Source organism: Cocleimonas sp. KMM 6892, from assembly GCF_035798195.1.
Classification (GTDB): Bacteria; Pseudomonadota; Gammaproteobacteria; order Thiotrichales; family Thiotrichaceae; genus Cocleimonas; species Cocleimonas flava.
Genome location: NZ_JAPFBV010000005.1, coordinates 125,085 through 146,678, shown reverse-complemented (window position 1 = coordinate 146,678; position 21,594 = coordinate 125,085). Strand labels below are relative to the sequence as shown.

At 39.4% G+C, this 21,594-nt stretch carries 21 protein-coding genes; 13 read left to right on the top strand and 8 right to left on the bottom strand.

The features are described 5' to 3' along the window. Positions 1 to 47: 47 nt before the first annotated feature. The 5 genes from hisS to ndk all read right to left on the bottom strand — a co-directional run bounded on the left by hisS (position 48) and on the right by ndk (position 5,026). Positions 48 to 1,340 carry a histidine--tRNA ligase gene (hisS, locus tag OO007_RS14540; protein WP_325809344.1) on the bottom strand — a complete coding sequence of 431 codons (1,293 nt, stop codon included), beginning with the start codon at positions 1,338 to 1,340 and terminating at the stop codon, positions 48 to 50. A 37-nt stretch (positions 1,341 to 1,377) separates the two neighbouring features. Further along, on the bottom strand, positions 1,378 to 2,442 hold the full coding sequence (locus OO007_RS14535; RefSeq protein WP_131906808.1) for a RodZ domain-containing protein: 1,065 nt from the start codon (positions 2,440 to 2,442) through the stop codon (positions 1,378 to 1,380). A gap of 55 nt (positions 2,443 to 2,497) precedes the next feature. Beyond that, entirely contained in the window at positions 2,498 to 3,304 is an 807-nt protein-coding gene (gene pilW / locus OO007_RS14530) for a type IV pilus biogenesis/stability protein PilW (protein ID WP_325809343.1), read from the bottom strand. Positions 3,305 to 3,448: 144 nt separating this feature from the next. Continuing rightward, positions 3,449 to 4,546, bottom strand: a complete 1,098-nt coding sequence (gene rlmN / locus OO007_RS14525) for a 23S rRNA (adenine(2503)-C(2))-methyltransferase RlmN (protein ID WP_131906806.1) — start codon at positions 4,544 to 4,546, stop codon at positions 3,449 to 3,451. Between the two features lie 48 nt (positions 4,547 to 4,594). After that, positions 4,595 to 5,026, bottom strand: a complete 432-nt coding sequence (ndk, locus tag OO007_RS14520; protein ID WP_131906805.1) for a nucleoside-diphosphate kinase — start codon at positions 5,024 to 5,026, stop codon at positions 4,595 to 4,597. A 253-nt stretch (positions 5,027 to 5,279) separates the two neighbouring features. Between ndk and OO007_RS14515 the strand changes: the two genes are divergently transcribed. Continuing rightward, positions 5,280 to 5,609: a DUF3144 domain-containing protein gene (locus OO007_RS14515; protein WP_131906804.1), complete on the top strand. Its 330-nt coding sequence runs from the start codon at positions 5,280 to 5,282 to the stop codon at positions 5,607 to 5,609. Between the two features lie 94 nt (positions 5,610 to 5,703). Beyond that, positions 5,704 to 6,486, top strand: coding sequence for a HalD/BesD family halogenase (locus tag OO007_RS14510; RefSeq protein ID WP_325809342.1), 783 nt, complete (start codon positions 5,704 to 5,706; stop codon positions 6,484 to 6,486). Between the two features lie 17 nt (positions 6,487 to 6,503). On the opposite strand, the gene OO007_RS14505 is transcribed toward OO007_RS14510, so the two are convergent. Next, on the bottom strand, positions 6,504 to 7,013 hold the full coding sequence (locus tag OO007_RS14505) for an ecotin family protein (RefSeq protein ID WP_325809341.1): 510 nt from the start codon (positions 7,011 to 7,013) through the stop codon (positions 6,504 to 6,506). A gap of 77 nt (positions 7,014 to 7,090) precedes the next feature. Next, positions 7,091 to 8,092, bottom strand: a complete 1,002-nt coding sequence (locus OO007_RS14500; protein WP_325809340.1) for a metal-dependent hydrolase — start codon at positions 8,090 to 8,092, stop codon at positions 7,091 to 7,093. 451 nt (positions 8,093 to 8,543) lie between these two features. Between OO007_RS14500 and OO007_RS14495 the strand changes: the two genes are divergently transcribed. Next, positions 8,544 to 9,407, top strand: coding sequence for a DMT family transporter (locus OO007_RS14495; protein ID WP_325809511.1), 864 nt, complete (start codon positions 8,544 to 8,546; stop codon positions 9,405 to 9,407). Positions 9,408 to 9,546: 139 nt separating this feature from the next. Here the strand turns inward: OO007_RS14495 and OO007_RS14490 are convergent, their stop codons facing one another. Next, a complete protein-coding gene (locus OO007_RS14490; RefSeq protein ID WP_131906800.1) occupies positions 9,547 to 10,281 on the bottom strand; it encodes a hypothetical protein in 735 nt (244 codons plus the stop codon). Positions 10,282 to 10,651: 370 nt separating this feature from the next. Between OO007_RS14490 and folP the strand changes: the two genes are divergently transcribed. From folP to OO007_RS14440, 10 genes are all read left to right on the top strand, one after another. After that, on the top strand, positions 10,652 to 11,506 hold the full coding sequence (folP, locus tag OO007_RS14485) for a dihydropteroate synthase (RefSeq protein ID WP_325809339.1): 855 nt from the start codon (positions 10,652 to 10,654) through the stop codon (positions 11,504 to 11,506). 184 nt (positions 11,507 to 11,690) lie between these two features. After that, positions 11,691 to 12,245, top strand: coding sequence for a DUF924 family protein (locus OO007_RS14480; RefSeq protein ID WP_325809338.1), 555 nt, complete (start codon positions 11,691 to 11,693; stop codon positions 12,243 to 12,245). A gap of 81 nt (positions 12,246 to 12,326) precedes the next feature. Then, entirely contained in the window at positions 12,327 to 12,851 is a 525-nt protein-coding gene (locus OO007_RS14475; protein ID WP_325809337.1) for a DUF4442 domain-containing protein, read from the top strand. Between the two features lie 59 nt (positions 12,852 to 12,910). Beyond that, positions 12,911 to 13,885 (top strand): NAD(P)H-dependent flavin oxidoreductase, encoded by a 975-nt coding sequence (locus tag OO007_RS14470; RefSeq protein WP_131906796.1) that lies wholly within the window; start codon positions 12,911 to 12,913, stop codon positions 13,883 to 13,885. A gap of 242 nt (positions 13,886 to 14,127) precedes the next feature. Further along, positions 14,128 to 15,819 (top strand): AMP-binding protein, encoded by a 1,692-nt coding sequence (locus tag OO007_RS14465; protein ID WP_325809336.1) that lies wholly within the window; start codon positions 14,128 to 14,130, stop codon positions 15,817 to 15,819. 301 nt (positions 15,820 to 16,120) lie between these two features. Continuing rightward, positions 16,121 to 17,020: a UTP--glucose-1-phosphate uridylyltransferase GalU gene (gene galU / locus OO007_RS14460; protein WP_131906794.1), complete on the top strand. Its 900-nt coding sequence runs from the start codon at positions 16,121 to 16,123 to the stop codon at positions 17,018 to 17,020. Between the two features lie 452 nt (positions 17,021 to 17,472). Next, positions 17,473 to 18,543, top strand: a complete 1,071-nt coding sequence (locus OO007_RS14455) for a DegT/DnrJ/EryC1/StrS family aminotransferase (RefSeq protein ID WP_325809335.1) — start codon at positions 17,473 to 17,475, stop codon at positions 18,541 to 18,543. Positions 18,544 to 18,545: 2 nt separating this feature from the next. Continuing rightward, a complete protein-coding gene (locus OO007_RS14450; RefSeq protein WP_325809334.1) occupies positions 18,546 to 19,235 on the top strand; it encodes a WbqC family protein in 690 nt (229 codons plus the stop codon). Further along, positions 19,236 to 19,694, top strand: a complete 459-nt coding sequence (locus OO007_RS14445; protein ID WP_131906791.1) for a GNAT family N-acetyltransferase — start codon at positions 19,236 to 19,238, stop codon at positions 19,692 to 19,694. Positions 19,695 to 19,773: 79 nt separating this feature from the next. Further along, a complete protein-coding gene (locus tag OO007_RS14440; RefSeq protein ID WP_325809333.1) occupies positions 19,774 to 21,537 on the top strand; it encodes a thiamine pyrophosphate-binding protein in 1,764 nt (587 codons plus the stop codon). Positions 21,538 to 21,594: the final 57 nt, after the last annotated feature.

Genomic DNA, 21,594 nt, shown 5'->3' with positions numbered 1-21,594 from the left:
ATAAATAAATTGTGTCTTTCAATACGGTATTTCTTAAGGTGGTGCGACTATACCATGTTGATAATATGTTCTGCTATGAATTCGCTTAGCGCATCTTGCGCTAAGGTTTGTTGTTGGAAATCGTCTTGTAAGCTTTTCAATAAAGGCTTCACTGTGATTTCGTTATTATTTAACTCGCTCTCTCCAAGTATTAAGGCAAAAGCCGCTCCAGATTTATCGGCACGTTTGAGCTGAGATTTAAAACTGCCTGAACCTGCATTACACATTAAGCGTAGCTCAGGGTTTGAGTCGCGTAATGACTCAGCTAAAGCAGTACCTGCTAATTCAGCCCCATCTCCTGCCATCACAAAGTAAGCGTGTGGGAGTGTTTCATTCTTATTAAGACCTTGCTCTTCAACCAGTAGTTGAAGTCGATCCAAGCCAATGCCAAAACCGCAGGCTGACGTTTCTCTTCCGCCTAATTGTTTTACTAAACCATCGTACCTGCCGCCTGCGCAAATAGTGCCTTGCGATCCGAGGTCTTCAGTAATCCATTCAAAAACAGTTCGGTTATAGTAATCGATGCCACGAACCAGGCGCGAGTTAACCTGGTAACTAATGCCGATTTGGTCCAGGCGTTGTTTCAATCCTTCAAAGTGTATTTTAGATTCTTCATCTAGATAGTCGAGTAGGTTGGGGGCATTCTCAACCAACTCTTTCATCGATGGGTTTTTGGTATCCAGAATTCTAAGTGGATTTTTGTGTAAACGTCTTTGAGAATCTTCATCGAGTTGGTCTTGATGAGCGCTAAAATATTCGATTAACACATCTCGATATTGTTGGCGTGCTTCATTGCTGCCAAGTGAGTTGATTTCAAGCCTTACGTTTTTAAAGCCAAGTTTCTTCCAGAAGCGAGCAGCAATTGCTATTACTTCTGCGTCTATTTCAGGGCCATCAATGCCATAGGTTTCAATGCCTGCCTGATAAAATCCTCTGTAACGTCCTTTTTGAGGGCGTTCATGGCGAAACATGGGACCAATGTACCAGATGCGTTGTTGTTGGTTGTGAAATATACCGTGTTGTATTCCCGCTCTCACACAGCCTGCAGTACCTTCGGGGCGTAATGTTAGGCTATCGCCATTTCTGTCTTCAAAGGTGTACATCTCTTTTTCAACGATATCGGTGGCATCGCCAATCGAGCGTTTAAAAAGGTCGGTAGATTCGATAATTGGGGTACGTAACTCGCTATAGCCATAACTGTTAAAAAGCAGGCGTGCGGTGTTTTCGATATATTGCCAGGAGGAGGATTGTTCAGGGAGAATGTCTCGCATTCCGCGAACTGATTGCAGATTTTTTGCCATTATGTATACCGAACTTGTTCCTGAAACTATTAAACGTTTATTCTAAGGTGAAATTGGCAATACTGCCATTGATATACTGGCTGATATCAACCGCTTTGTCATCAACAAATAGTGATAAACCCTGAGCATTTCCTACTCTAAAAGTTAAAGGTTTTTCGATGGTTAGGTCTTTATTGGTGCCTACTTTGTTCAAGCCTTCAAATACGGTTTTGTTATCTTTGTTTCTGATTCTTAACCAGACATCTTTATTGAACACTAATTTAATCTTTAGCTGATCACTTGATCCTGTTGAAGGTGTTTCTTCGTCAGCGGAAGCTTGTTCTGTGTTCTCGTCTGAAGTGTTAGCGTCATTTGTTGTGCTTGTTTCTGTGTTAGTTGCTTGTTGAGTATCTTCTGTTGCCGCTTCAGCGGTGTTTGAGGTATCCGCGGCAGTTTCTGTTTGAGTGTTTGGTGTATCAGTGCTTGTAGCATTGTTTTGATTGTTTGCAGTCGTGTTTGTCTGGTTATTTCCAATATTCAATGGAAGATTAGTGGTGTTATTGTTATCAGGAAGATCGCTATCAGGTAACGGGACGGGTACAGGTAAAGATCCAGTTAGCAAAGGATTGCTACCAGATTCACCGTTAGGTGATTGCAACTGTGTCGATAAGCTACTCCACGTGGTTTTAAACCATTGGTTAACACCAGGAATCATGGCTAACAGGCTAATACCACCTATTAAAAAGGCCAGTAAAATGAGCTGTGCCCAGATAGGGGACATGCTTTTACGTTTGCTGATATCGATATTAGCTGATGTCTTTATCTGATAATTGAGTTCATTTGCATCGGCACCACGTAATGATTCATAGCGATTAATCAGCTCGTTAGGATCCGTGTCACCAAGTTTCGCATAGTTGCGTAAATATCCGCGTACATACGGTGGTTCGGCTAACTGGTCGAAGTCTTCATTTTCGAGGTGAAGAATTACTTCTTCAGATAAGCACATCGCATCAGCGAGTTGCGATGTCGAATAACCAGCATCCTCTCGAAGTTGAATCAGGCGAGCCTGTAATTCGCCTTCGAGGACGACTGGTTGTTCCGTTTTATTTTTTTCTTTGGCCATTGAATCTTCGTGTCTGGTTAGTTGTGCAGTTGTATGGGTCAGTGATGCTGAGATGTTAGTTAGCCTGTTGTGCTTCTTTGCTGGCTGGGAAAAGTCTTAATAATGCGGCTTTACATTTTCCAGCTTTTGCGTGGTCACCCATTTTAGTGTTGATTTTACTACAGAGCTCTAATGCTTCTGGAGATGAATGTCCCACACTCTCATAGCGTAACATGAATGCTTGTGCTCTTGGATAATTCCCGCGATCACTATATAGCTTCGCCATTTCTAGTAATGCGGAAGGGAAAGCTGATTTTTTCTTTAGCGCCTGACGAAAATAAGTTTCGGCTTTAGCATCGTTGTTGGTTTTTCTTAAGCAAATTCCAGCATTAGTATAGGCAAATTCAGGAGTACGATATAGTGGGTCGTTAATTGCAACGTTAAACTGTTTAATCGCTGCCTGTGGGCGTCCTGAGTCGCATAAAAAAGAACCGTAGTTGTTCCTGATTTCAGGGTTTTTAGGACTAATATTTACTGCTTTCAGAAAATACGTTTCTGCTTTTTTTGTGTTGCCTAATTTCTGCTGCAAAATCGCATAGTAATGATTCGATTGTGCTGAATTTGGGTTTTGCTCAAGGGCTTTTAATAACTTTTCATTGGCAAGGTTCAAACGACCTTTTTGTAAATAACGGATACCTAAATCAGAATTATAATTTGAAGCTTCGCTAGATTTAACGGTAGTAGAAGAACATGCACTCAGAAATAAAGCGCTTGCAATAAATGCAGAAGTTAATAGTGTCTTGGTTTTTATAAGGTTAAAAGAGTTAACATTGTTAACCGAAGCTTTTATGTCAGTAATCCCGGAGCTATATATGGTGCTCATTGAAAATCCCCTTTAGTAAGCATCGTAAGCATTGATGATTAGCAAGTAATCAGCAAACTATTCTTATTTTTTTAAATCTTAAGCTATAAAAAGCCAAAAGCTACATTATAAATTAGGATCATAGTTTCGATAGAAGGTTCAGAATTAAGATTCTATCCGCGCAAAATGTACTTCTCTACGACTTTTGTCATTAACTTTTCCAGCTAACTGCCCGCAAGCGGCGTCGATATCTTCGCCTCTTGTTTTCCTGGTCATCACGATTAGCCCACCGCTTTCCAGTATTTCCCTGAATCTATAAATTCTATTATTAGAAGATCGCTTATAACGCGTTTCGGGGAACGGGTTAAATGGTATCAAATTCACCTTTACAGGTACATCCTTTAATAATTTTATCAACTCTCGTGCGTTTTCGTCGCTGTCATTGACCTTATCTAGCATCACATATTCGATAGTGATTTTTTCTCTAGCTGCTTTACCGTCCATAAAACGTAAACAGGAATCGAGCAATTGTTTGATAGGGTATTTACGGTTTACAGGGACTAGCTGATCACGCAATGCATCATTTGGTGCATGTAATGAAATTGCCAGACTCACATCAACGCGGTCGCGCAGGCGATCAAGAGCGGGCACAACACCAGACGTACTCAAAGTAACACGACGTTTACTTAGTCCGTAGGCATTGTCATCAAGCATTAATTCCATCGCTTTAACGACTTTTTCAAAGTTAAGCAATGGTTCACCCATTCCCATCATCACCACATTACTAATAACGCGGTCAGATTCAGGATCAGGTTGTAGAATTTTCTTGGCTATCCATAATTGACCGATGATTTCACCAACGGTCAAATTACGGTTAAAGCCTTGTCGAGCAGTCGAACAAAATGTGCAGTCAAGTGCACAGCCGACCTGTGAAGAAATACACAGCGTTCCGCGTCCATCTTCAGGAATGAAAACGGTTTCTATACAGTTACCGTCTTCAAGTCTAAGCAACCACTTGTGTGTACCATCTTCTGATTTGTCATCGATGGCTACTTCAGGTGCGCGAATTTCAGAAATATTCTGTAATTCTTCGCGAAGTGCTTTGCTCACATTGCTCATGTCATCAAAGTTATCAACGCCATGCTGATGAATCCATTTGATTATCTGCGTGGCACGAAAAGGCTTTTCTCCTCGCTCGAGGAAAAAGGCTTTTAAGTCTTCTGTATTATAATCCAGAAGGTTGATTTTCTTTGTTGTAGTCATTTTATGTTTTTACTCTAAAATTGCGTTAACAATTTTAAGATTAAATTATTAACGAGTACGTGGGCAGATTTCATCTGCTGAGAAGAAGTAATCAGTTTCGATCTGTGCATTCTCTAAGCTGTCTGAACCATGTACTGCATTCTCGTCAATGCTTTGAGCGAAATCAGCACGGATAGTTCCAGCGTCTGCTTCAGCAGGGTTAGTAGCACCCATAAGTTCACGGTTTTTGCTCACTGCATCTTCGCCTTCAAGAACCTGAATCATTACAGGACCTGAAGTCATGAACTCAACTAGATCACCAAAGAAAGGACGCTCTTTGTGTACTGCGTAAAAACCTTCTGCGTCAGCTTTAGAAAGGTGCTTCATTTTAGCTGCAATGATTTTAAGTCCGCCTTTTTCAAAGCGAGAATAGATTTCACCGATAACGTCTTTACCGACTGCATCAGGTTTGATGATAGAAATAGTGCGTTCAATAGCCACGATAGTATACTCCAAAAACGTGTATTCGCGAGTATGCGAATATCATTAAAATAAGACTCACCACGGATATTCCAGAGATGAGGGTCAAAACCGCGCTATTGTACTGTTGTGATGGGTATCAGTAAAGGGTGCTGTCCATTATTAAAGTGATAAAATTAAGGGCTTTTTAAGGTTAAAAATAAATAAAGTATTTGGTTTACACACTCTGCGCGGTTATATTTTCCTTTTTATTTACTATTACACGGCAAAACACATGGCAGACGATCAGTTAAACGAACAAGAAAGCAAAGAATTTTACGCAATGGCAGATACATTTATCGATGTGGCGAATGGACATTGTGATAAAAAAGAAACCAATCATGTAGGTTCAGCAATGCTTTTTGCGACTGCTAGATTCAGCTCCTTTGTGGTTGCATCACAATCACCAGACAAAGATGCGTACGAAGCAGAAATAGAAAATGCTACGGAATTTTTCAGCAACGAATTTAAACGCATGCTGACTCAGAATCTTGAAGATTATAAAACCGCATTTAAAGCGCAGGAAGATGAAGCTCGTTATGAGCACCTAATGAAAAAAGATTAAAAAAGGTAACAAGGTAAAACAAACAGTCTAAAAAACTGCCCCAAAGTAGGGGGGTGTGTTTAAACCATTAATTTAAGCAGGGCGATGTAACAGATTGAAACTTGAAGAAATCATCGATTTAAAGCGTTATCCGATTATGGACGACGCCTTTAAAGAGCAAGCACGTCAAAGGGTGGCTAATAAAGGTGCCTTAGCGATGCCTGGCTTTTTAACTGAAACGGCATTAAACGCAATCCGCGAAGAAGGTGAGCAGAAACAAGATCAGGCTTTTTTCAGTCGTCAGTTGCACAATGTTTATCTGACCGAGAAGAATCCTGAGTATCCTGATGACCACGCATTTAATCGTCAGGTAGAATCTTCTAAAGGCTGTATTACGGATGATATTGTGGGTGAAGAGTCTGAACTTCGTGTGTTGTATAACGCGACGCCCTTCAAAGATTTTTTGAGTTATGTGTTTGGCGAAGATGCCCTTTACCCTTACGCCGATCCTCTCTCTTCAATTAATTTACATTACGCAAAGACTGGTCAGGAATTGGGGTGGCATTTCGATAATTCGTCGTTTGCCATTACCCTCATGATTCAGCCCACTGAAAAAGGTGGGCAGTTTGAATACATCAAAGAAGTGCGAGACGCGGACGCGGGTGAGATGAATTTCGATGCAGTGAATGATGTGCTTGATGGGAAAGTAACACCGAAACAATTATCGATGGATGCTGGCGCTCTAGTTTTATTCAGAGGGCGTAATGCGATACACCGAGTGACACCCAATGAAGGTGAGCGCACTCGAATGTTGGTTGTTTTGGCGTATAACTCGCAGCCTAATATTGCCTTGTCAGAATCTGCACGAATGACGTTTTATGGAAAATTGGGCGAATAAGTTAATGTGTTGTGTTTTCAGCCCTGATTGGCCGAGCTGAATGTTTCATCCGCCTTCCAGATACGATATTTGACTAACTGCCCTTTCGGTACATAAATCACAATCGGTAAGCGGCTATTGTAATCAATGGTTAATGGTTGCCCCGATACGAAAGTCTGTAACGATTGTGTACCTGCGGGAACCCCCATCATAGTGCTCATACCCACATCTTTACCTGTTACTTCGTAATAAGTATAACCCCAGCCTTTTAATGGGCGAGATTCGATACGAGTTCCAAGGCGAATTCGGTTCACGCCATCTGTCATCATCATTTTTCCTGGCAGTAACTCAACTTTGAATGCGTTTTCTTCGCCACGTTCTTTATGCGGTAAGGAAATTACAAAACGTTCCATTCCGGCTGTAGCTGCAGGAAATGCGTTGAGTTCTTTGTGGGTATTGTTTTGTGATGAGTCTTGAGACATTGCTGGCGAAACAGTAAGCATTAGACTAATAAATATAAGAGCACTTAAAATCAGACTATTTTTCATGGTAGTTTTGGCTGTATTTTATAAAATAAGTTCAACGTGTCTTTACAACGCTAAGTCAAAATTATCAGGCTAAAATTCTACTCCTTAATCATGCCCCATAGCACCTTCAGTGCGTCACCACTATCACCACGTTCGTTATAGAACTCGACATGTTGAGTAGGCTTGGCATTGGGTGATAATTCGATCCCCCATAAAGGAATGATTTGATGCGGTAATAGTGAGTAACGTATGTCGACAACACGATGAGGATTCTGTTTATCTAAAGCTATGTATCCATTTGAGAACCAACGAAATCGCTCGATATCTTTTCGTTGTTGTGATGATTTGTCTAACCATGGTAAATCTCTATCGATATCCAGCTTTTCTACTGAATCTCCTTCCCAGGTTTTTACTTTTGTGAGACCTATTTTAATCGCATCCACATGATAGCTGTCGTTTGTTTCAGTGATGATTTTCCAGATGAGTATATTGGCAAAGCTGGGTTTTGCTTCAATACTCAACGTATCTAGCCCACGAGTTGCAGCGAGTTTTTTGCCTTCTTCTAACGCACGTGCGTGTTGATAAGTCGATAAACCAAAATAAAGACCTATCCAGATGAGGCCGAAAAGGACATAACGACGCGCTTTTCTTCTCGCTGCAATGATTACCATGGCCAATAGGGGCAAAGTAACCAATGGGTCGATTACGGAAATTACATCCCAGGAAAAACGCTTGTCCGTCAAAGGCCAGAGTAATTGTGTGCCGTAACTGGTACAGCCATCTAATAAGCCATGTGTTGCATAGCCAATGATGCACCAGATAAGGGTTTGCCAAAAGGTGATGCCAAAACGGCGCCCCAATAAAGGGTGAAGAAATAAGCTACAAATTAATCCGCCGATGGGAATAAAGAGTAAAGAATGGGTGAAATGACGATGGTATTCTATAGCTAACAGTGAATCTTCGGATGAGCGAATCAGAATATCTAAATCAGGCGCCATGCCTGCAAGCCCGCCAATAATGGCGGCTTTGGCGATGTGTTTAACATTGCCCTGAGTTTGTGCAAAGACTGCTCCAAAAGCGCCTTGAGTAATTGGATCCATAGAATTCCTAATATCTGCGCCATAAAGCGTGTGTTTTTGGCAATCGTTGTAATGATGAATAGTGAATTAAGGCTGAGTTTTTATCAACATAAAGTGGATAACTATTTGGTGATTACTTTGTAATCGTTATTGCTTATGCCACCCCCCACCTTTGGGGCACTTTTTACAGATATTAGTGAAAAATGAATGAGAGAGAGGCAAAACGATCAGCGTTCAATTCATCATTTTGATCGTAGCGCTTTCTTGAAAACGCACCTCTTAAGCTGATAGCTTTTGCATGATTTCTATTGCTATAGTAGTTGTTCGTGAGGCATCGGATTTGATGTGGATCTCGTATAAGCATAAATTCATCGTGTTTTAAAATCCCGTGTTAAACAAGTGCCTATCTACACATTGTTTACACGCAAATTCAATTCATATTTATTTCGTATGTATATAAGAGGGAGCCACCATTAAAACGATTCTTTTTACGGTCTTAGCACTTTTGGCCTTTGCCGGAAACTCTGTTTTGTGCCGACTTGCTCTGAAAGGTGATGTCATTGATGCGGCCAGTTTCACTGCGATAAGACTGTTCTCCGGAATCGTATTCCTAATGCTTCTAGTGGTCATCCAGACAAAGGGAAAAGTGAACCTTAAAAAGGGCAGTTGGTTATCTGCTTTTCTTTTATTTCTATATGGAATCACTTTCTCGTATGCCTACATTTCATTAGATACGGGAACAGGTGCGTTGATTTTATTCGGCGTGGTTCAGGTCACTATGATTTTGACAGGTTTATTGCAGGGTAAAAGCCTGATTCCGATAGAGTGGATAGGTCTATGTTTGGCATTTTCCGGATTGGTTTTGTTTTTGGTTCCAGGAGCTGCAGCACCATCCTTGAGTGGTTTTGGATTGATGACATTGTCAGGCATCGCCTGGGCGTTTTATACACTAGCCGGCAGAGGATCCCAGAATCCCTTGTTAGATACGACGAATAACTTTTTAAGAACCTTGCCCTTTATATTACTGCTGATTTTTTTCACTGTTGATAAAGCCCAGCTATCCAGCCAAGGTGTGTTATTGGCGATACTTTCTGGCAGTGTAACGTCTGGACTAGGCTATGCCATTTGGTATTCTGCTCTGTCGGGTTTGACTATCACAAAGGCAGCAATCATTCAGTTATCGGTGCCCATAATCGCGGCGATAGGTGGTGTCATTTTCGTTAGCGAAGAGATCACTACTATGTTGATAGTTTCATCATTGCTGGTACTGGGTGGGATTTTGGTGGTTATTCTTGGTAAGAATATTGGCAAGAGAATTGGTAAGAACATTGATTAGATCTACTCAAGATATTGAGCAGGTCAGGATGAAGTATCTTAATCTGACATATCCATTAATATATTAATAGCTAATATAACGTTTGAAAAAAACGCTCCAAAGTAGGGGGGTGGCTTTGGTATTAAAAGAACTAAAAGTATTAAAGCTTGGTGTATTGCTGGACTGAACTGACTGTTTTAGCAAATGCAACGTCTTCGCCTTTCTTAAGGCGTGCGATCAAGTCATGTAAACCCTTGGCACCAACTCCTTTATACCAGTTTTCCATTGCCTGTCTGGCGATATTATAAACGGGTTTCTCATCACGAACTGCATCTAGCCATTGGTCGTGAGTTTTTAGTTTATTCAAAGGCATTGTCGGGACTGTTTTTGCGTATTTCGGGTTTTTGCAAATCAATACGGCTAAACCTTCATCAAACCACATCGGTACTTTATTCCAGTGAGATTTGCCTAAGCGTTTGTTGAACTCGGCATGTGCGAGCTCATGGGTGATGGTGGTTTTATTCTGTCCTTTGTTGGATAGAAAAACCGTATCATCATTAATGGTCTTGGCATTTGCATATACGCCGCCAAATTTTTTGAAGCACTTTCTTGTCGAGCAGGCGTATATCTTGGGCGATGACTCTGTGCCACCAAAAAAGGTATGAATACTTTCTTTGGATTGTTTGATGTTAGATAAAAGTTGTTCTCTTTGATGGGTTGACATCTTAGGGTCAACGTAGATATTTGGGGCAATACGCATCATGCCAATGCTAAAGTGATTGGCATTGGAGCTAGTTTTAGGTTTAGGATTCTTGTTGCTAACCTTGATGGGGGCATGGCTACAGGCAGAAAGAAAACTTAACGATATTGTTAAGAACGTTACAACTTTTATCATGGTTGGAATTACTTTTTCCAATGGTAAGTATTTGTTTATCATAATATAGAGGTTTTAGTTTAAGCAAATAAAATAAAATTATATGTGCTTGGTTTGCTTTTCTATTTAGATATCGGTTTTGTTTGTTAGTGTTTTTAGGGTATCACCGGGCTTTATTAGAGTTTGATCAAAGTTGAATAAGAGTTGAATAAGAATTTGATTAGAAATTAAACTTGAAAAATGGCTCATAAGTAGGGGGGTGTGTTTTAATAAAAACCTATAGTAATGACCTTATTTTAAATTTGTATGACAAAACAATTTTTAAAACGACAAAACATTTTTAAACGACAACACCGTAAATAACCCGATAACTTTTATAGCCTGAAAAACCATGTTAAATATTACTACGCCACAAATAATGGGAATCCTCAATGTTACGCCAGATAGTTTTTCTGATGGTGGGCAGAACTATCAAACAGAAGTGGCGATTAAACGCGCGTTTGAAATGATGAAACAAGGCGCTACGATTATTGATATTGGGGGTGAATCGACTCGCCCTGGTGCGGATGAGGTGTCTGCCGATGAACAAATTGCCAGAGTGGTTCCCGTCATCGAAGGCATTCGTCAGCAAGATAAAGATATCACCATAAGTGTAGATACCACGTCTAATAAAGTGGCGGAAGTCGCGATTGATGCCGGCGCAAACTGGATCAATGATATTTCCGCCGGTGAAGATTCGGTAAGCGCCGATGGTTCTGAGGAAATTCTTAGATTAGCCGCGGATAAGAATGTACCAATTGTGTTAATGCATCGTCAGGGCAAATCGAAAACCATGCAGGATGCTCCTTTTTACGAAGATGTTTGTGCTGAGGTTAAACACTATTTGAAAGAGCGTGCGGAACTGGCACAGGCTTCTGGTGTTCCTAAAGCTAATATTATTCTCGACCCTGGAATAGGTTTTGGCAAGTTACTGGAACACAATCTGGCTTTACTGTCTAATTTGGAATCGTTAGTCAATCTGGGTTATCCGATATTACTAGGAACCAGCCGTAAACGCTTTATAGGTGAAATTATCGGCGCAAGGAATGGCGATAAACAAGGGGAAAAAAATCCTGAGCAGCGTGTTGCTGGTACTTGTGCGACAACTGTATTAGGAGTTCAGGCAGGTGTTCTTGTATTTAGGGTGCATGATGTTATTGAAAATAAACAAGCCTTGGATGTTACGTGGCGAATTAAAAACGGTTAATTATATTTAATTATCAAGTCAATAATAAATACTTATTCGACAAGTTTTGTTGTTCGCCTGTAATATTCATTTAAATAGAGCGAACGCTCGCTTTTTATTTTTTCCGGATTTCGTGTAAGTATTTAACGGTCATTAACACTACATAACCACCACATAAGCACCACATAAGCACTAAAGGTATCGCATGAAAGAAGATGATCGAATTTCTGAAGTATTGTCATTCTGGTATAGCGATGAGATGAAAAAGCAATGGTTTTCATCTACCCCCGAATTGGATACGCATATCAGGATGAAATTTGAATCCCTTTGGGAGGAGGGGGCAAATCATCAACTGGATTCATGGAAGGATAGTGCGGATGGCTGTTTAGCTTTGTGTATTGTTCTGGATCAATTTCCTTTGAATATGTTTAGAGGAGAAGCAAAATCCTTCTCGACAGAACAACAGGCTGTGACTGTTACAAAGCATGCCATTGAATATGGGTTTGATGATGAAATTGACGATAGCCAGCTGTCGTTTTTGTACATGCCTCTTATGCACAGTGAAAACCTGAGTGATCAGGATTTATCCGTCGAATGTTTTAAGCGAAGGAAGCTAAATGGCAATACGCGTTTTGCTGAGCACCATAGAGGACTCATTGTTAAATTCGGGAGATTCCCACATCGAAATGCGATTTTAGGCCGGCAAAGTACTGCGCAAGAAATCGAATATTTACAATCTGATAAGGCTTTTAATGGTTAGTTTTTAACCATTTTCTACTATACTAATTAATAAAGAATCGTTCATAAGTAACTTACTTTATGAGCTTTTTGAGGAGCAACCTTGGAAACAACACATCAGCAAACCTTAAAACCTTCAAACGTATCTGGGCATCGCGTTATTCAACTCTGGAATAAGTTGGGCCATAACAAAGCAGGTCGCTTTCTCTATAATATTCTTCTGGGTCGTGCTGTACCTTATACGGGATCTATCGGCGCTCAGGTGTTAACGCTTGAACCGGGTTATGTAAAAGTTGCACTTAAAGATAGAAGAGCCGTTCGAAACCATTTGAAAAGTATTCATGCAATAGCGTTGGCGAATTTAGGTGAAATGGCCAGTGGGTTGGCAATGATGTCGTGTATTTCAACATCAACCAAAGCCATAGTGGTTAACTTGGAAATTGAATATGTTAAGAAAGCTCGTGGTCGTTTGATTGCAGAAGGGCACGCTAATCCACCTGCTAATGTCACGGAGAAAACCACCACAATCGTTGATGCGGTGATAAAAGATGCTGACGGAGATGTAGTATCACGTTTGAAAGTACATTGGTTACTTTCCCCCGCAACCGAGAGTAAGTCGACAAAATGAGCCTGGCTTCTGTAACAGACATAATTACTACAACAAAAATAAACTCGGGGCATTCTCCTATGAAGACAGCATTTACCGAACATGCAAAAGTTGAAGTTCCACTCATTTGCGGACCTATGTACCCTTGTTCGAATTTAGAATTGGTAGCAGCTGTATCAAAAGCAGGTGGATTGGGAGTGGTGCAGCCGGTATCGCTTACCTTTGTCCATAAGCAGGACTTCAGACAAGCCCTACGAGACATCAAAGCAATTACAGATAATCCAATCGGGATGAATGCGTTGATTGAAAAATCATCAAAACGCTACCATGATAAAATGGTGGAGTGGGTCGATATCGCTTTGGAAGAAGGCGTACGCTTTTTTATCACGTCTTTAGGTAATCCAAAATGGGTGGTTGATGCCGTAGAGCCACACGGTGGTATTGTTTACCACGATGTCACTGAAAAGAAATGGGCGCAAAAAGGTATTGATGGCGGCGCGCATGGTTTGATCGCGGTGAATAACCGGGCAGGCGGACATGCCGGTGCGAAAAGCAAGCAACAATTGCTGGATGAGTTACAGGGTTTCAATGTACCCATTGTATGCGCTGGCGGGATAGGAAACGAACAACAATATGTCGAAGCAATGGACATGGGTTTTGCGGCGTGTCAGTTAGGTACTCGCTTTATTGCAACTAAAGAGTGCACTAGTAGCGTACCTTATAAAGAAGCAATCGTTAAAGCCGATGAAGATGATATTGTATTGAGTGAACGCATTACAGGCGTCCCTGTTTCAATCATCAATACGGACTTAATTCAGTCTCAGGGCACAAAGCCAGGGAAGTTTGCTAGCTGGTTATTGAAACATCCCAAAGGTAAGCACTGGATGAGAATGTTTTATACTATTCGGGCAGCGTTTAAATTACGTAAGTCTTCGATGGATGAAACGGGTAAACAGGAATACTGGCAAGCCGGAAAAAGCGTGGCAGGTATAAATGAGATAGAACCTGCGGGAGATATTGTTGAACGTTTTAAACAAGCATTAATTAAACGTTAATCAAAACATCGATAAAGACATAGATAAAGACATAGATAAAGAAGGAATAAGCGTAAACCGAATTTTAAACAATTATTGCTATCCATCTGAAAAACCAAAAAAATTAGAGAAATAGAGCTATATTAAAGACATAGACAGTTTGAGTGAGTTATCAGACTACATAGTTTCATATAGTTACATAGTTATAAAATAACGATTAAAAAATAAAAAGACAGATAGAACAATTACCAAGGAGATATTTAGTGGAAAAGGTATGGTTGAAAAGTTACCCGGAATGGGTTCCAGAGTTCATAGATACGAATGAGTATAAATCGTTAGGGGATTTATTCGAAAAGTCGATTAATCAATTTCGCGATAGACCTGCTTATTCCAATCTCGGTACAACTATCTCGTATGATGAACTTGACCAGCAAACCCGAGATTTTGCTGCATATCTGACCAATGTACGTGGTTTGAAGAAAGGCGATCGTATTGCGATTATGATGCCGAATCTTATCCAGTATCCTATTGTTTTATTCGCGGCGTTACGTGCTGGGTTAATCGTGGTTAATACGAATCCGCTATACACGGACCGTGAGCTAGAGCATCAGCTAAAAGATTCCGATGCTACTGCGATCGTGATTCTGGAAAACTTTGCGCATACTTTAGAAGAAGTTATCCAGCATACCAATATTAAAACCGTTATCACCACCAAGATAGGTGATATGGCGCCTTTCCCTAAATCACTGCTGGTAAATTTTGTAGTGAAATATGTGAAGAAAATGGTGCCTTCTTTTAGTTTGCCAATGGCAATAAGCTTTAAAACAGCGCTTGCTGAAGGAAAAGGCAAGCCGTTTACGGAAGCAGAAGTAAGTCATGATGATGTCGCCTTTCTCCAATATACTGGCGGCACTACAGGAGTCGCAAAAGGTGCTGCATTAACGCATGAGAATATGATTGCGAACTTGCTTCAGGCATATCACTGGGCGTCTAAAGATTTAATCGATGGCCAGGAAACATTTATCACTGCCTTGCCGCTTTATCATATCTTCTCGTTAACTGCGAATGCGATGTTTGCGTTAAAAATTGGTGCAAAAAGTGTATTAATAACTAATCCAAGAGATATGCCTGGTTTTGTAAAAGAGCTATCTAAGGAAAAGTTCTCGTTTGTGACAGGGGTAAATACACTCTTTAATGGCCTGTTAAACACCCCGGGTTTTGACCAGTTAGACTTTTCAAACCTAAAACTGGTTTTAGGTGGTGGTATGGCAGTACAAGAATATACCGCTAAAAAATGGAAAGAAGTTACTGGGCATGTTCTTGTAGAAGCTTACGGTCTTACCGAGACTTCTCCAGCCGCTACTATTAATCCGCTCGATATTGATGGTTTTACCGGAAGCATTGGTTTACCTATATCTTCGACCGAGATTAGTATCCGCGATGAAAGCGGCAAGGAACTTGGTTTTGGTGAGGCAGGTGAGTTGTGTATCCGTGGACCTCAAGTCATGCAAGGTTACTGGAACAGACCGAAAGAAACAGACAATGTGTTGAGTAAAGATGGCTGGTTAAAAACAGGTGATGTTGCTGTCGTGTCTGAGAATGGCATGGTAAAACTGGTTGATCGCTTAAAAGATTTAATCATCGTCTCAGGCTTTAATGTATATCCAAATGAGATAGAAAACGTCGTAGCCTTACATCCAAAAGTACTCGAAGTAGGGGCAATTGGTGTTGAACATGCAAAATCAGGTGAAGCGGTTAAAATATTTGTCGTTAAAAGTGATGACAGCCTGACTGAAAAAGAACTTCAAGATTATTGCCACGAAGAAATGACAGGATATAAATGTCCTAAGTACATTGAGTTTGTTTCTGATTTACCAAAAAGTAATGTAGGTAAAGTATTGCGTAAAGATTTGCGAAAACTAAACGAAGCAAATGAAGCATATTTGAGTCTTTAGAAATAGTAATTGAAGAGTAATGAATAGATAAACCAATAACCGGTTTATCCATTCATACCCTGATCATTTTTGAGATTCTAATCTTAAGCTTAAAAAAAACGCCCCAAAGTAGGGGGGTGTATTTGGTTTGTTTCTATAATAATCAGCGTAATAGAAATTATTTTGCATGCTATGTATCCGACTAACAGTAATGACTACAGAATAGTTTTATGAGAAAATAGAGTAATAATTAGGCAAATCGTTATATTTGCGAAGGATTTGCTGGGCTTAATTATTTTTTTAATTTTGGAAAATACTAATAATGAAAAAAACAAAAGAAATCCGTAAAGCTGTCATTCCTGTCGCTGGTCTAGGTACACGTATGTTGCCAGCTACAAAAGCAATTCCTAAGGAAATGTTACCTGTCGTTGATAAACCAATGATTCAATACATCGTTAATGAATGTATTGCTGCCGGTATCACAGAAATTGTATTGGTAACGCATTCTAGTAAGAATGCCATCGAAAACCATTTTGATACGAGTTATGAGCTGGAGTCTACGCTTGAAAAGCGTGTAAAACGTTCATTGCTTGATGAAGTTAGATCTATTTGCCCTGAACATGTAACGATTATGCATGTAAGACAAGGCGTTGCTAAAGGTCTTGGGCATGCGGTTTTGTGTGCTAAACCTCTTATCGGTGATAACCCTTTCGCGGTTGTATTACCTGATGTTTTGATCGATGAAGCGAGCAGTGATCTGTCGACTGAAAACATGGCCGAAATGCTCAGATTATTTGATGAAAACGGCGAAAGCCAGATTATGGTCGAACCTGTTCCTATGGAATTGGTTAGCAGCTACGGTGTAGCCGATTGTAATGGGCATGAAATTTCTGCAGGCAAATCAGCGAAAATGACACAGGTTGTTGAAAAACCTCCAGTGGATCAGGCGCCATCTAATCTTGCTGTTGTTGGTCGATATGTTTTACCTGCTACAATTTGGGATTTATTAGCACATACCCCCGCAGGTGCTGGAGACGAAATCCAGTTAACGGATGCTATTGCGATGTTAATGGATAAAGAAACAGTAAATGCTTTCCATATGACAGGTAAAAGTCATGACTGTGGATCTAAGTTGGGTTATATGATGGCTAATGTTGAATATGGTCTACGTCATCCAGAAATTGGTGATAGATTTAAAGCGTATTTGAAGACTATAAAATAATCTATAGCTGATCTATCAGTGGTCTAACATTGATAGTTCACTCGCCTATTACTCAAGATATGCCGTCTATTAAGACGTGTAAAATAATTCTTTAAAAGTACTGCTGTAAGTCTAATAAATAGACTTGCAGCAGTCACTTATCTCACTCTTCTACAGTATTTTTAATTAGGTTTTTTACAGTATAAATTACGTAAATACCTAATTTTTCTATGATTTTAACTTCTTGATTATCCGTTAATTGCTGACATCTCAAATGCTTTCTCTGCAAAAATATTAGACGCTATTTGTTACCGTTCTATTAAAAACTACCTATTAAATGGTACATGCTACCAATTATCTCAACTCCATTTGGTTAATCTTTGATCAGTTTTAGAATATTCGCATAACAAAAATAATTTATTTAATTTCTAACAAATATAAGAATTATTATGATCTATGTAACCAAAATATACATGCCTGATAGGGAAAAGTTTAAGTCATATATCGATGGTATCTATGAAAGTGGATGGCTAACGAATAATGGTCCTTTAGTACAAGAACTCGAGAAAAAGCTCGAAGATTTCCTTGGAGTAAAAAACTTACTGTGCCTTTCTAGTGGTACTGATGCGCTTCAATTTGCGTATCGTTTACTAGAAGAAGAAGACAAAGAGGTAATAACAACGCCTTTTAGTTTTGTATCTACAGTAAGTGCAATAGCAGCTGAAAGGTTAACACCTGTATTCGCTGATATTGATAAGGATACATACAATATGGATCCTAAAAATATTGAACGATTAATCAATGATAAAACCTGTGCAATCGCACCGTGTCATGTGTTTGGTAACGCTTGTGAGATAGATGAAATTGACGCTATCGCAAAAAAGCATGACCTAAAAGTGATCTACGATGCTTCTCATGCATTTGATGTGGAATACAAAGGCAAACATATTCTGGGATATGGCGATATGTCGATCATCAGCTTCCATGCTACCAAGATGTTCCATACCGTTGAAGGCGGAGCCATCGTTATAAAAGATGATGCACTTTACGAAAAGGCCAAGGTCGTTCGTAACTATGGTATTGATGCGCCCGATTCTGTTTCTATGTTAGGAGTGAACTCTAAGCTTAATGAAGTAGGCGCTGCAATGGGTCTATGCATGCTTGAAGAAGAAGACATCATCCACAAAGAGCGTAAAAAAAGTCACGAATTTTATACACGCAAATTAAGAGAGTTCGTTCAACTGCAAGAAAAGAACCCTTCAGCAGATCAGAGCTATAGTTATTTCCCTGTCGTATTTGATGACGAAAATGAAATGGATCAGGTAAGAACAGCATTGTTTGAAAAGGGCGTGGCAGCTCGTCAATATTTCAAGCCATCTTTAGATACGCTACCTTATGTAAATTGTAGTGAAGTCATGGAAAACTCAAGAGATATCGCTAGCCGTATTTTGGTTATCCCAATGCATTCAGGCGTAGAGCCAATGGTTGCCGAAACGATTATTGATACGCTGAGCAATATGCGCACTTACGAGCAGGCTAGCTGAAAGTGTTAGTTGGTAGTAATCAGCCTTATTTGTTTCCGTATATTGGGTATTGGCAGCTAATCAATCTGTCTGACACATACGTGATATCAGACAGCATGCAATACATCAAAAAAGGTTATGTAAATAGAAACTATATTTTGTTAAACGGTGAGCGCCATAGATTTAGCCTGGAGGTTATGGGCGTTAATGGAACGTCGCTGATTAACGAAGTAAAAGTCGGAAATAATGCCCGTAAAATAATTAGCACGATTAAGCTTAATTATAAAAAGGCACCTCATTTCAATGAGGTATTTCCAATGATTGAAGCACTATTACAAAATCAAGAAAAAAACTTAGCCAGATATTTGGGGCATTCAATTCAAGAGATCGCAAAATACCTTGGAATGAATACCCAGTTTGTCTATTTAAGTGATTTGCAAGGTGAGACAACCTTAAAGGCGCAAGATAGAACCATTGATATTTGTAAAAGGGCAAATGCTGAGAAATACGTTAATGCCATAGGTGGCCAAAGCCTTTATGACAAAGAGTCATTTAAAAAAGAAGGTATGGAATTATCTTTTTTAGAAGTGGCGGATGTTGAATATAAGCAATTTTATAATGACTTTGTCCCTCATCTATCAATCATCGATGTTTTGATGTTCAACTCTAAAGCTGAGGCGAATAAACTGCTAGGTCAGTTTGTTCTTAAATGAATGAGTTCTCAGGAAATAAAATTTGAAATCAAAGAATTATCCATTCTGGAAATCAGTGATTTTTTCAAAGTGCATGATAATGACTACTTCGAGAAACTCAGTGATCGAGTAAACATTAATGAATATAGCGAAAAATTATTAGAAAGCTCCATTCAGTTTACTCTATGGGATAACGTCAATTTGATCGGTCTTTCGCCTTGTTACTTCAATAATGCTGAAGAGAAAATTGGATATATTTCTTCTTTAACGATTAAAGAAGGATTTAGAGGTCGAAAATTAGGATCAAAGTTAATTACCAGGATTAGTGAATACGCAAAAGAGCATGATTTCAATGTAGTGATGGTCAAAATTCATTACTTGAATGAAATGAGTCATAAATTTTATAAAAAAAATGGGTTCACTGACTTCATTGCAGATAAAGAAAATGCCTTTCGATTATTAAGACTTGAAGTAGAGTGATTCAAGTTTTTCATCACACATTATTTTTAAAGCTCCACCTTTAAAGACTATAAAAAACAATATTTTAGGAATACATCCAATGAAAGTATCAGATTATGTGATTCAGTTTTTAGCAGACAATCATATCGATAAAGTCTTTAGCTATATCGGAAAAAACGCGCATTTATGTGATTCTATTGATAAACACCCAGAGATAGAGAACGTCTTTACGATTCATGAGCAGGGCGCAGGATTTGCCGCTGATGCGTATGCGCGTGTTACTGGCAAAAGTGGAGTAGCTACGGTTACAAGTGGCCCAGGTGCGACTAATTTGCTGACTTGTATCGCAGATTGCTATTTCGATTCAGTGCCCACTCTATTTATTATTGGAGATGTTCCTCCGAGTGAATGTAAAGGTGATAGAAATATCCGCCAGTTCGGATTTCAGGAAACCGATATGGTTGTTCTTTCTGAATCAATAACAAAATATGCCATTCAGATCACTGATTTAAAAGATATGCGATATGAGTTAGAAAAAGCGTATTTTATTTCACAGGAAGGCCGAAAAGGTCCTGTGTTAGTCAGTATTCCAGAGAATCTACAGTTCTTAACTGATTTTAATCCAGAAGAGATTGAATCATTTTTTGGTAGCGATGAGCACAAAGAACTACTAGAGAAAAATGCGGTTAATGCTAAATTAGCGGCTGATATAGAGAAGACTGTTAAGCTAATCAATCAAGCAGAAAGACCGGTCGTTTTAGTAGGTGGTGGGGTACGACTTGCTGGTGCAGAAGCTGAATTAATGAAGTTTCTCGAAGCGACTCAAATTCCGATGGTTTACTCCTTAATGGGTAAAGATTCTATTACCAGCGAATATAAATATAATCTGGGTTTTCTAGGTAATTTCGGTACGCGTCACGCAAACTTAACAATCGCAAATTCTGATTTATTAATCGTGCTTGGATCTCGTTTAGATAACTTGCAAACAGGTAGAAAAATTGAAACGTTTGCGCGCGAAGCTCAGAAGGTTCAAGTCGATATAGATGCTAATGAATTAGGTATCAGGGTCGATATGGATTTATTGATAAAGGAAGATGTGCGTGAATTCCTCTATCAATTGAATCTCAGAAAGTATTCAAATGAAATCGACTTTTGGCATGAGAAGGTCCTAAGCTACAAAGCGCAATACCCAGCAGAATACAATAATGATAAAACTGATAGATTGGGTAACCAGATCGTTTACCAAATTTCTAAACATTTAGAAGATGATGATTGTATTTGTGTCGATGTAGGCGAGCACCAAATGCTGGTTGCGCAATCACTTAAACCTAAAGCAAAGCAACGTGTTTTGTTCTCTGGTGGTTTTGGCTCGATGGGGTTTGCACTTCCTGCGGCAATTGGCGCAACACTGGCGACAGGAAAAAGAGCGGTTGTCATTACTGGTGATGGTGGTTTCCAAATGAATATTCAGGAATTGGAAATCATAAAAAGACGAAAACTACCAATTAAGATATTCGTGATTAATAACGAAAGTTTACACATGGTTAAACTTCGTCAGGATGCTTATCTAGAAGGAAACTCTGTAGGTTCAATTAATGATTATAGTGTACCTAATTTTAAGAAAATCGGTAAGGCTTATGGCATCAAAAGTCATCAAGTGACTGACATGGAAAAAATTAAAAAGAGAATCGATAAAAGTTTACAAACTGATGATTGTGAAATAATCGATATTCGTGTGCAGGCGGACATTACAACCGTTGAGCCGAGATTAGACTTTAATCGTTCTTTTGAAGATATGAGGCCGTATTTATCCGAAGAAGAAATGAGTGATCAAATGGTCATAGAGCCAAGCAAAGTTAGCTAGTGAAAAACAAAAGGTGAATTTGTCGATATAATCGTCTATTCGCCTTAGGAAAAAATA

Bases quoted from the DNA above. Each gene is read 5' to 3' on its own strand.
- OO007_RS14515 (WP_131906804.1), top strand. From the start codon at position 5,280: ATGGCAGACGATCAGTTAAACGAACAAGAAAGCAAAGAATTTTACGCA.
- OO007_RS14480 (WP_325809338.1), top strand. From the start codon at position 11,691: ATGAAAGAAGATGATCGAATTTCTGAAGTATTGTCATTCTGGTATAGC.
- OO007_RS14440 (WP_325809333.1), top strand. From the start codon at position 19,774: ATGAAAGTATCAGATTATGTGATTCAGTTTTTAGCAGACAATCATATC.
- OO007_RS14505 (WP_325809341.1), bottom strand. From the start codon at position 7,013: ATGAAAAATAGTCTGATTTTAAGTGCTCTTATATTTATTAGTCTAATG.
- folP (WP_325809339.1), top strand. From the start codon at position 10,652: ATGTTAAATATTACTACGCCACAAATAATGGGAATCCTCAATGTTACG.
- hisS (WP_325809344.1), bottom strand. From the start codon at position 1,340: ATGGCAAAAAATCTGCAATCAGTTCGCGGAATGCGAGACATTCTCCCT.
- rlmN (WP_131906806.1), bottom strand. From the start codon at position 4,546: ATGACTACAACAAAGAAAATCAACCTTCTGGATTATAATACAGAAGAC.
- OO007_RS14490 (WP_131906800.1), bottom strand. From the start codon at position 10,281: ATGATAAAAGTTGTAACGTTCTTAACAATATCGTTAAGTTTTCTTTCT.
- pilW (WP_325809343.1), bottom strand. From the start codon at position 3,304: ATGAGCACCATATATAGCTCCGGGATTACTGACATAAAAGCTTCGGTT.
- galU (WP_131906794.1), top strand. From the start codon at position 16,121: ATGAAAAAAACAAAAGAAATCCGTAAAGCTGTCATTCCTGTCGCTGGT.
- OO007_RS14535 (WP_131906808.1), bottom strand. From the start codon at position 2,442: ATGGCCAAAGAAAAAAATAAAACGGAACAACCAGTCGTCCTCGAAGGC.
- OO007_RS14445 (WP_131906791.1), top strand. From the start codon at position 19,236: ATGAGTTCTCAGGAAATAAAATTTGAAATCAAAGAATTATCCATTCTG.
- OO007_RS14500 (WP_325809340.1), bottom strand. From the start codon at position 8,092: ATGGATCCAATTACTCAAGGCGCTTTTGGAGCAGTCTTTGCACAAACT.
- OO007_RS14455 (WP_325809335.1), top strand. From the start codon at position 17,473: ATGCCTGATAGGGAAAAGTTTAAGTCATATATCGATGGTATCTATGAA.
- OO007_RS14470 (WP_131906796.1), top strand. From the start codon at position 12,911: ATGAAGACAGCATTTACCGAACATGCAAAAGTTGAAGTTCCACTCATT.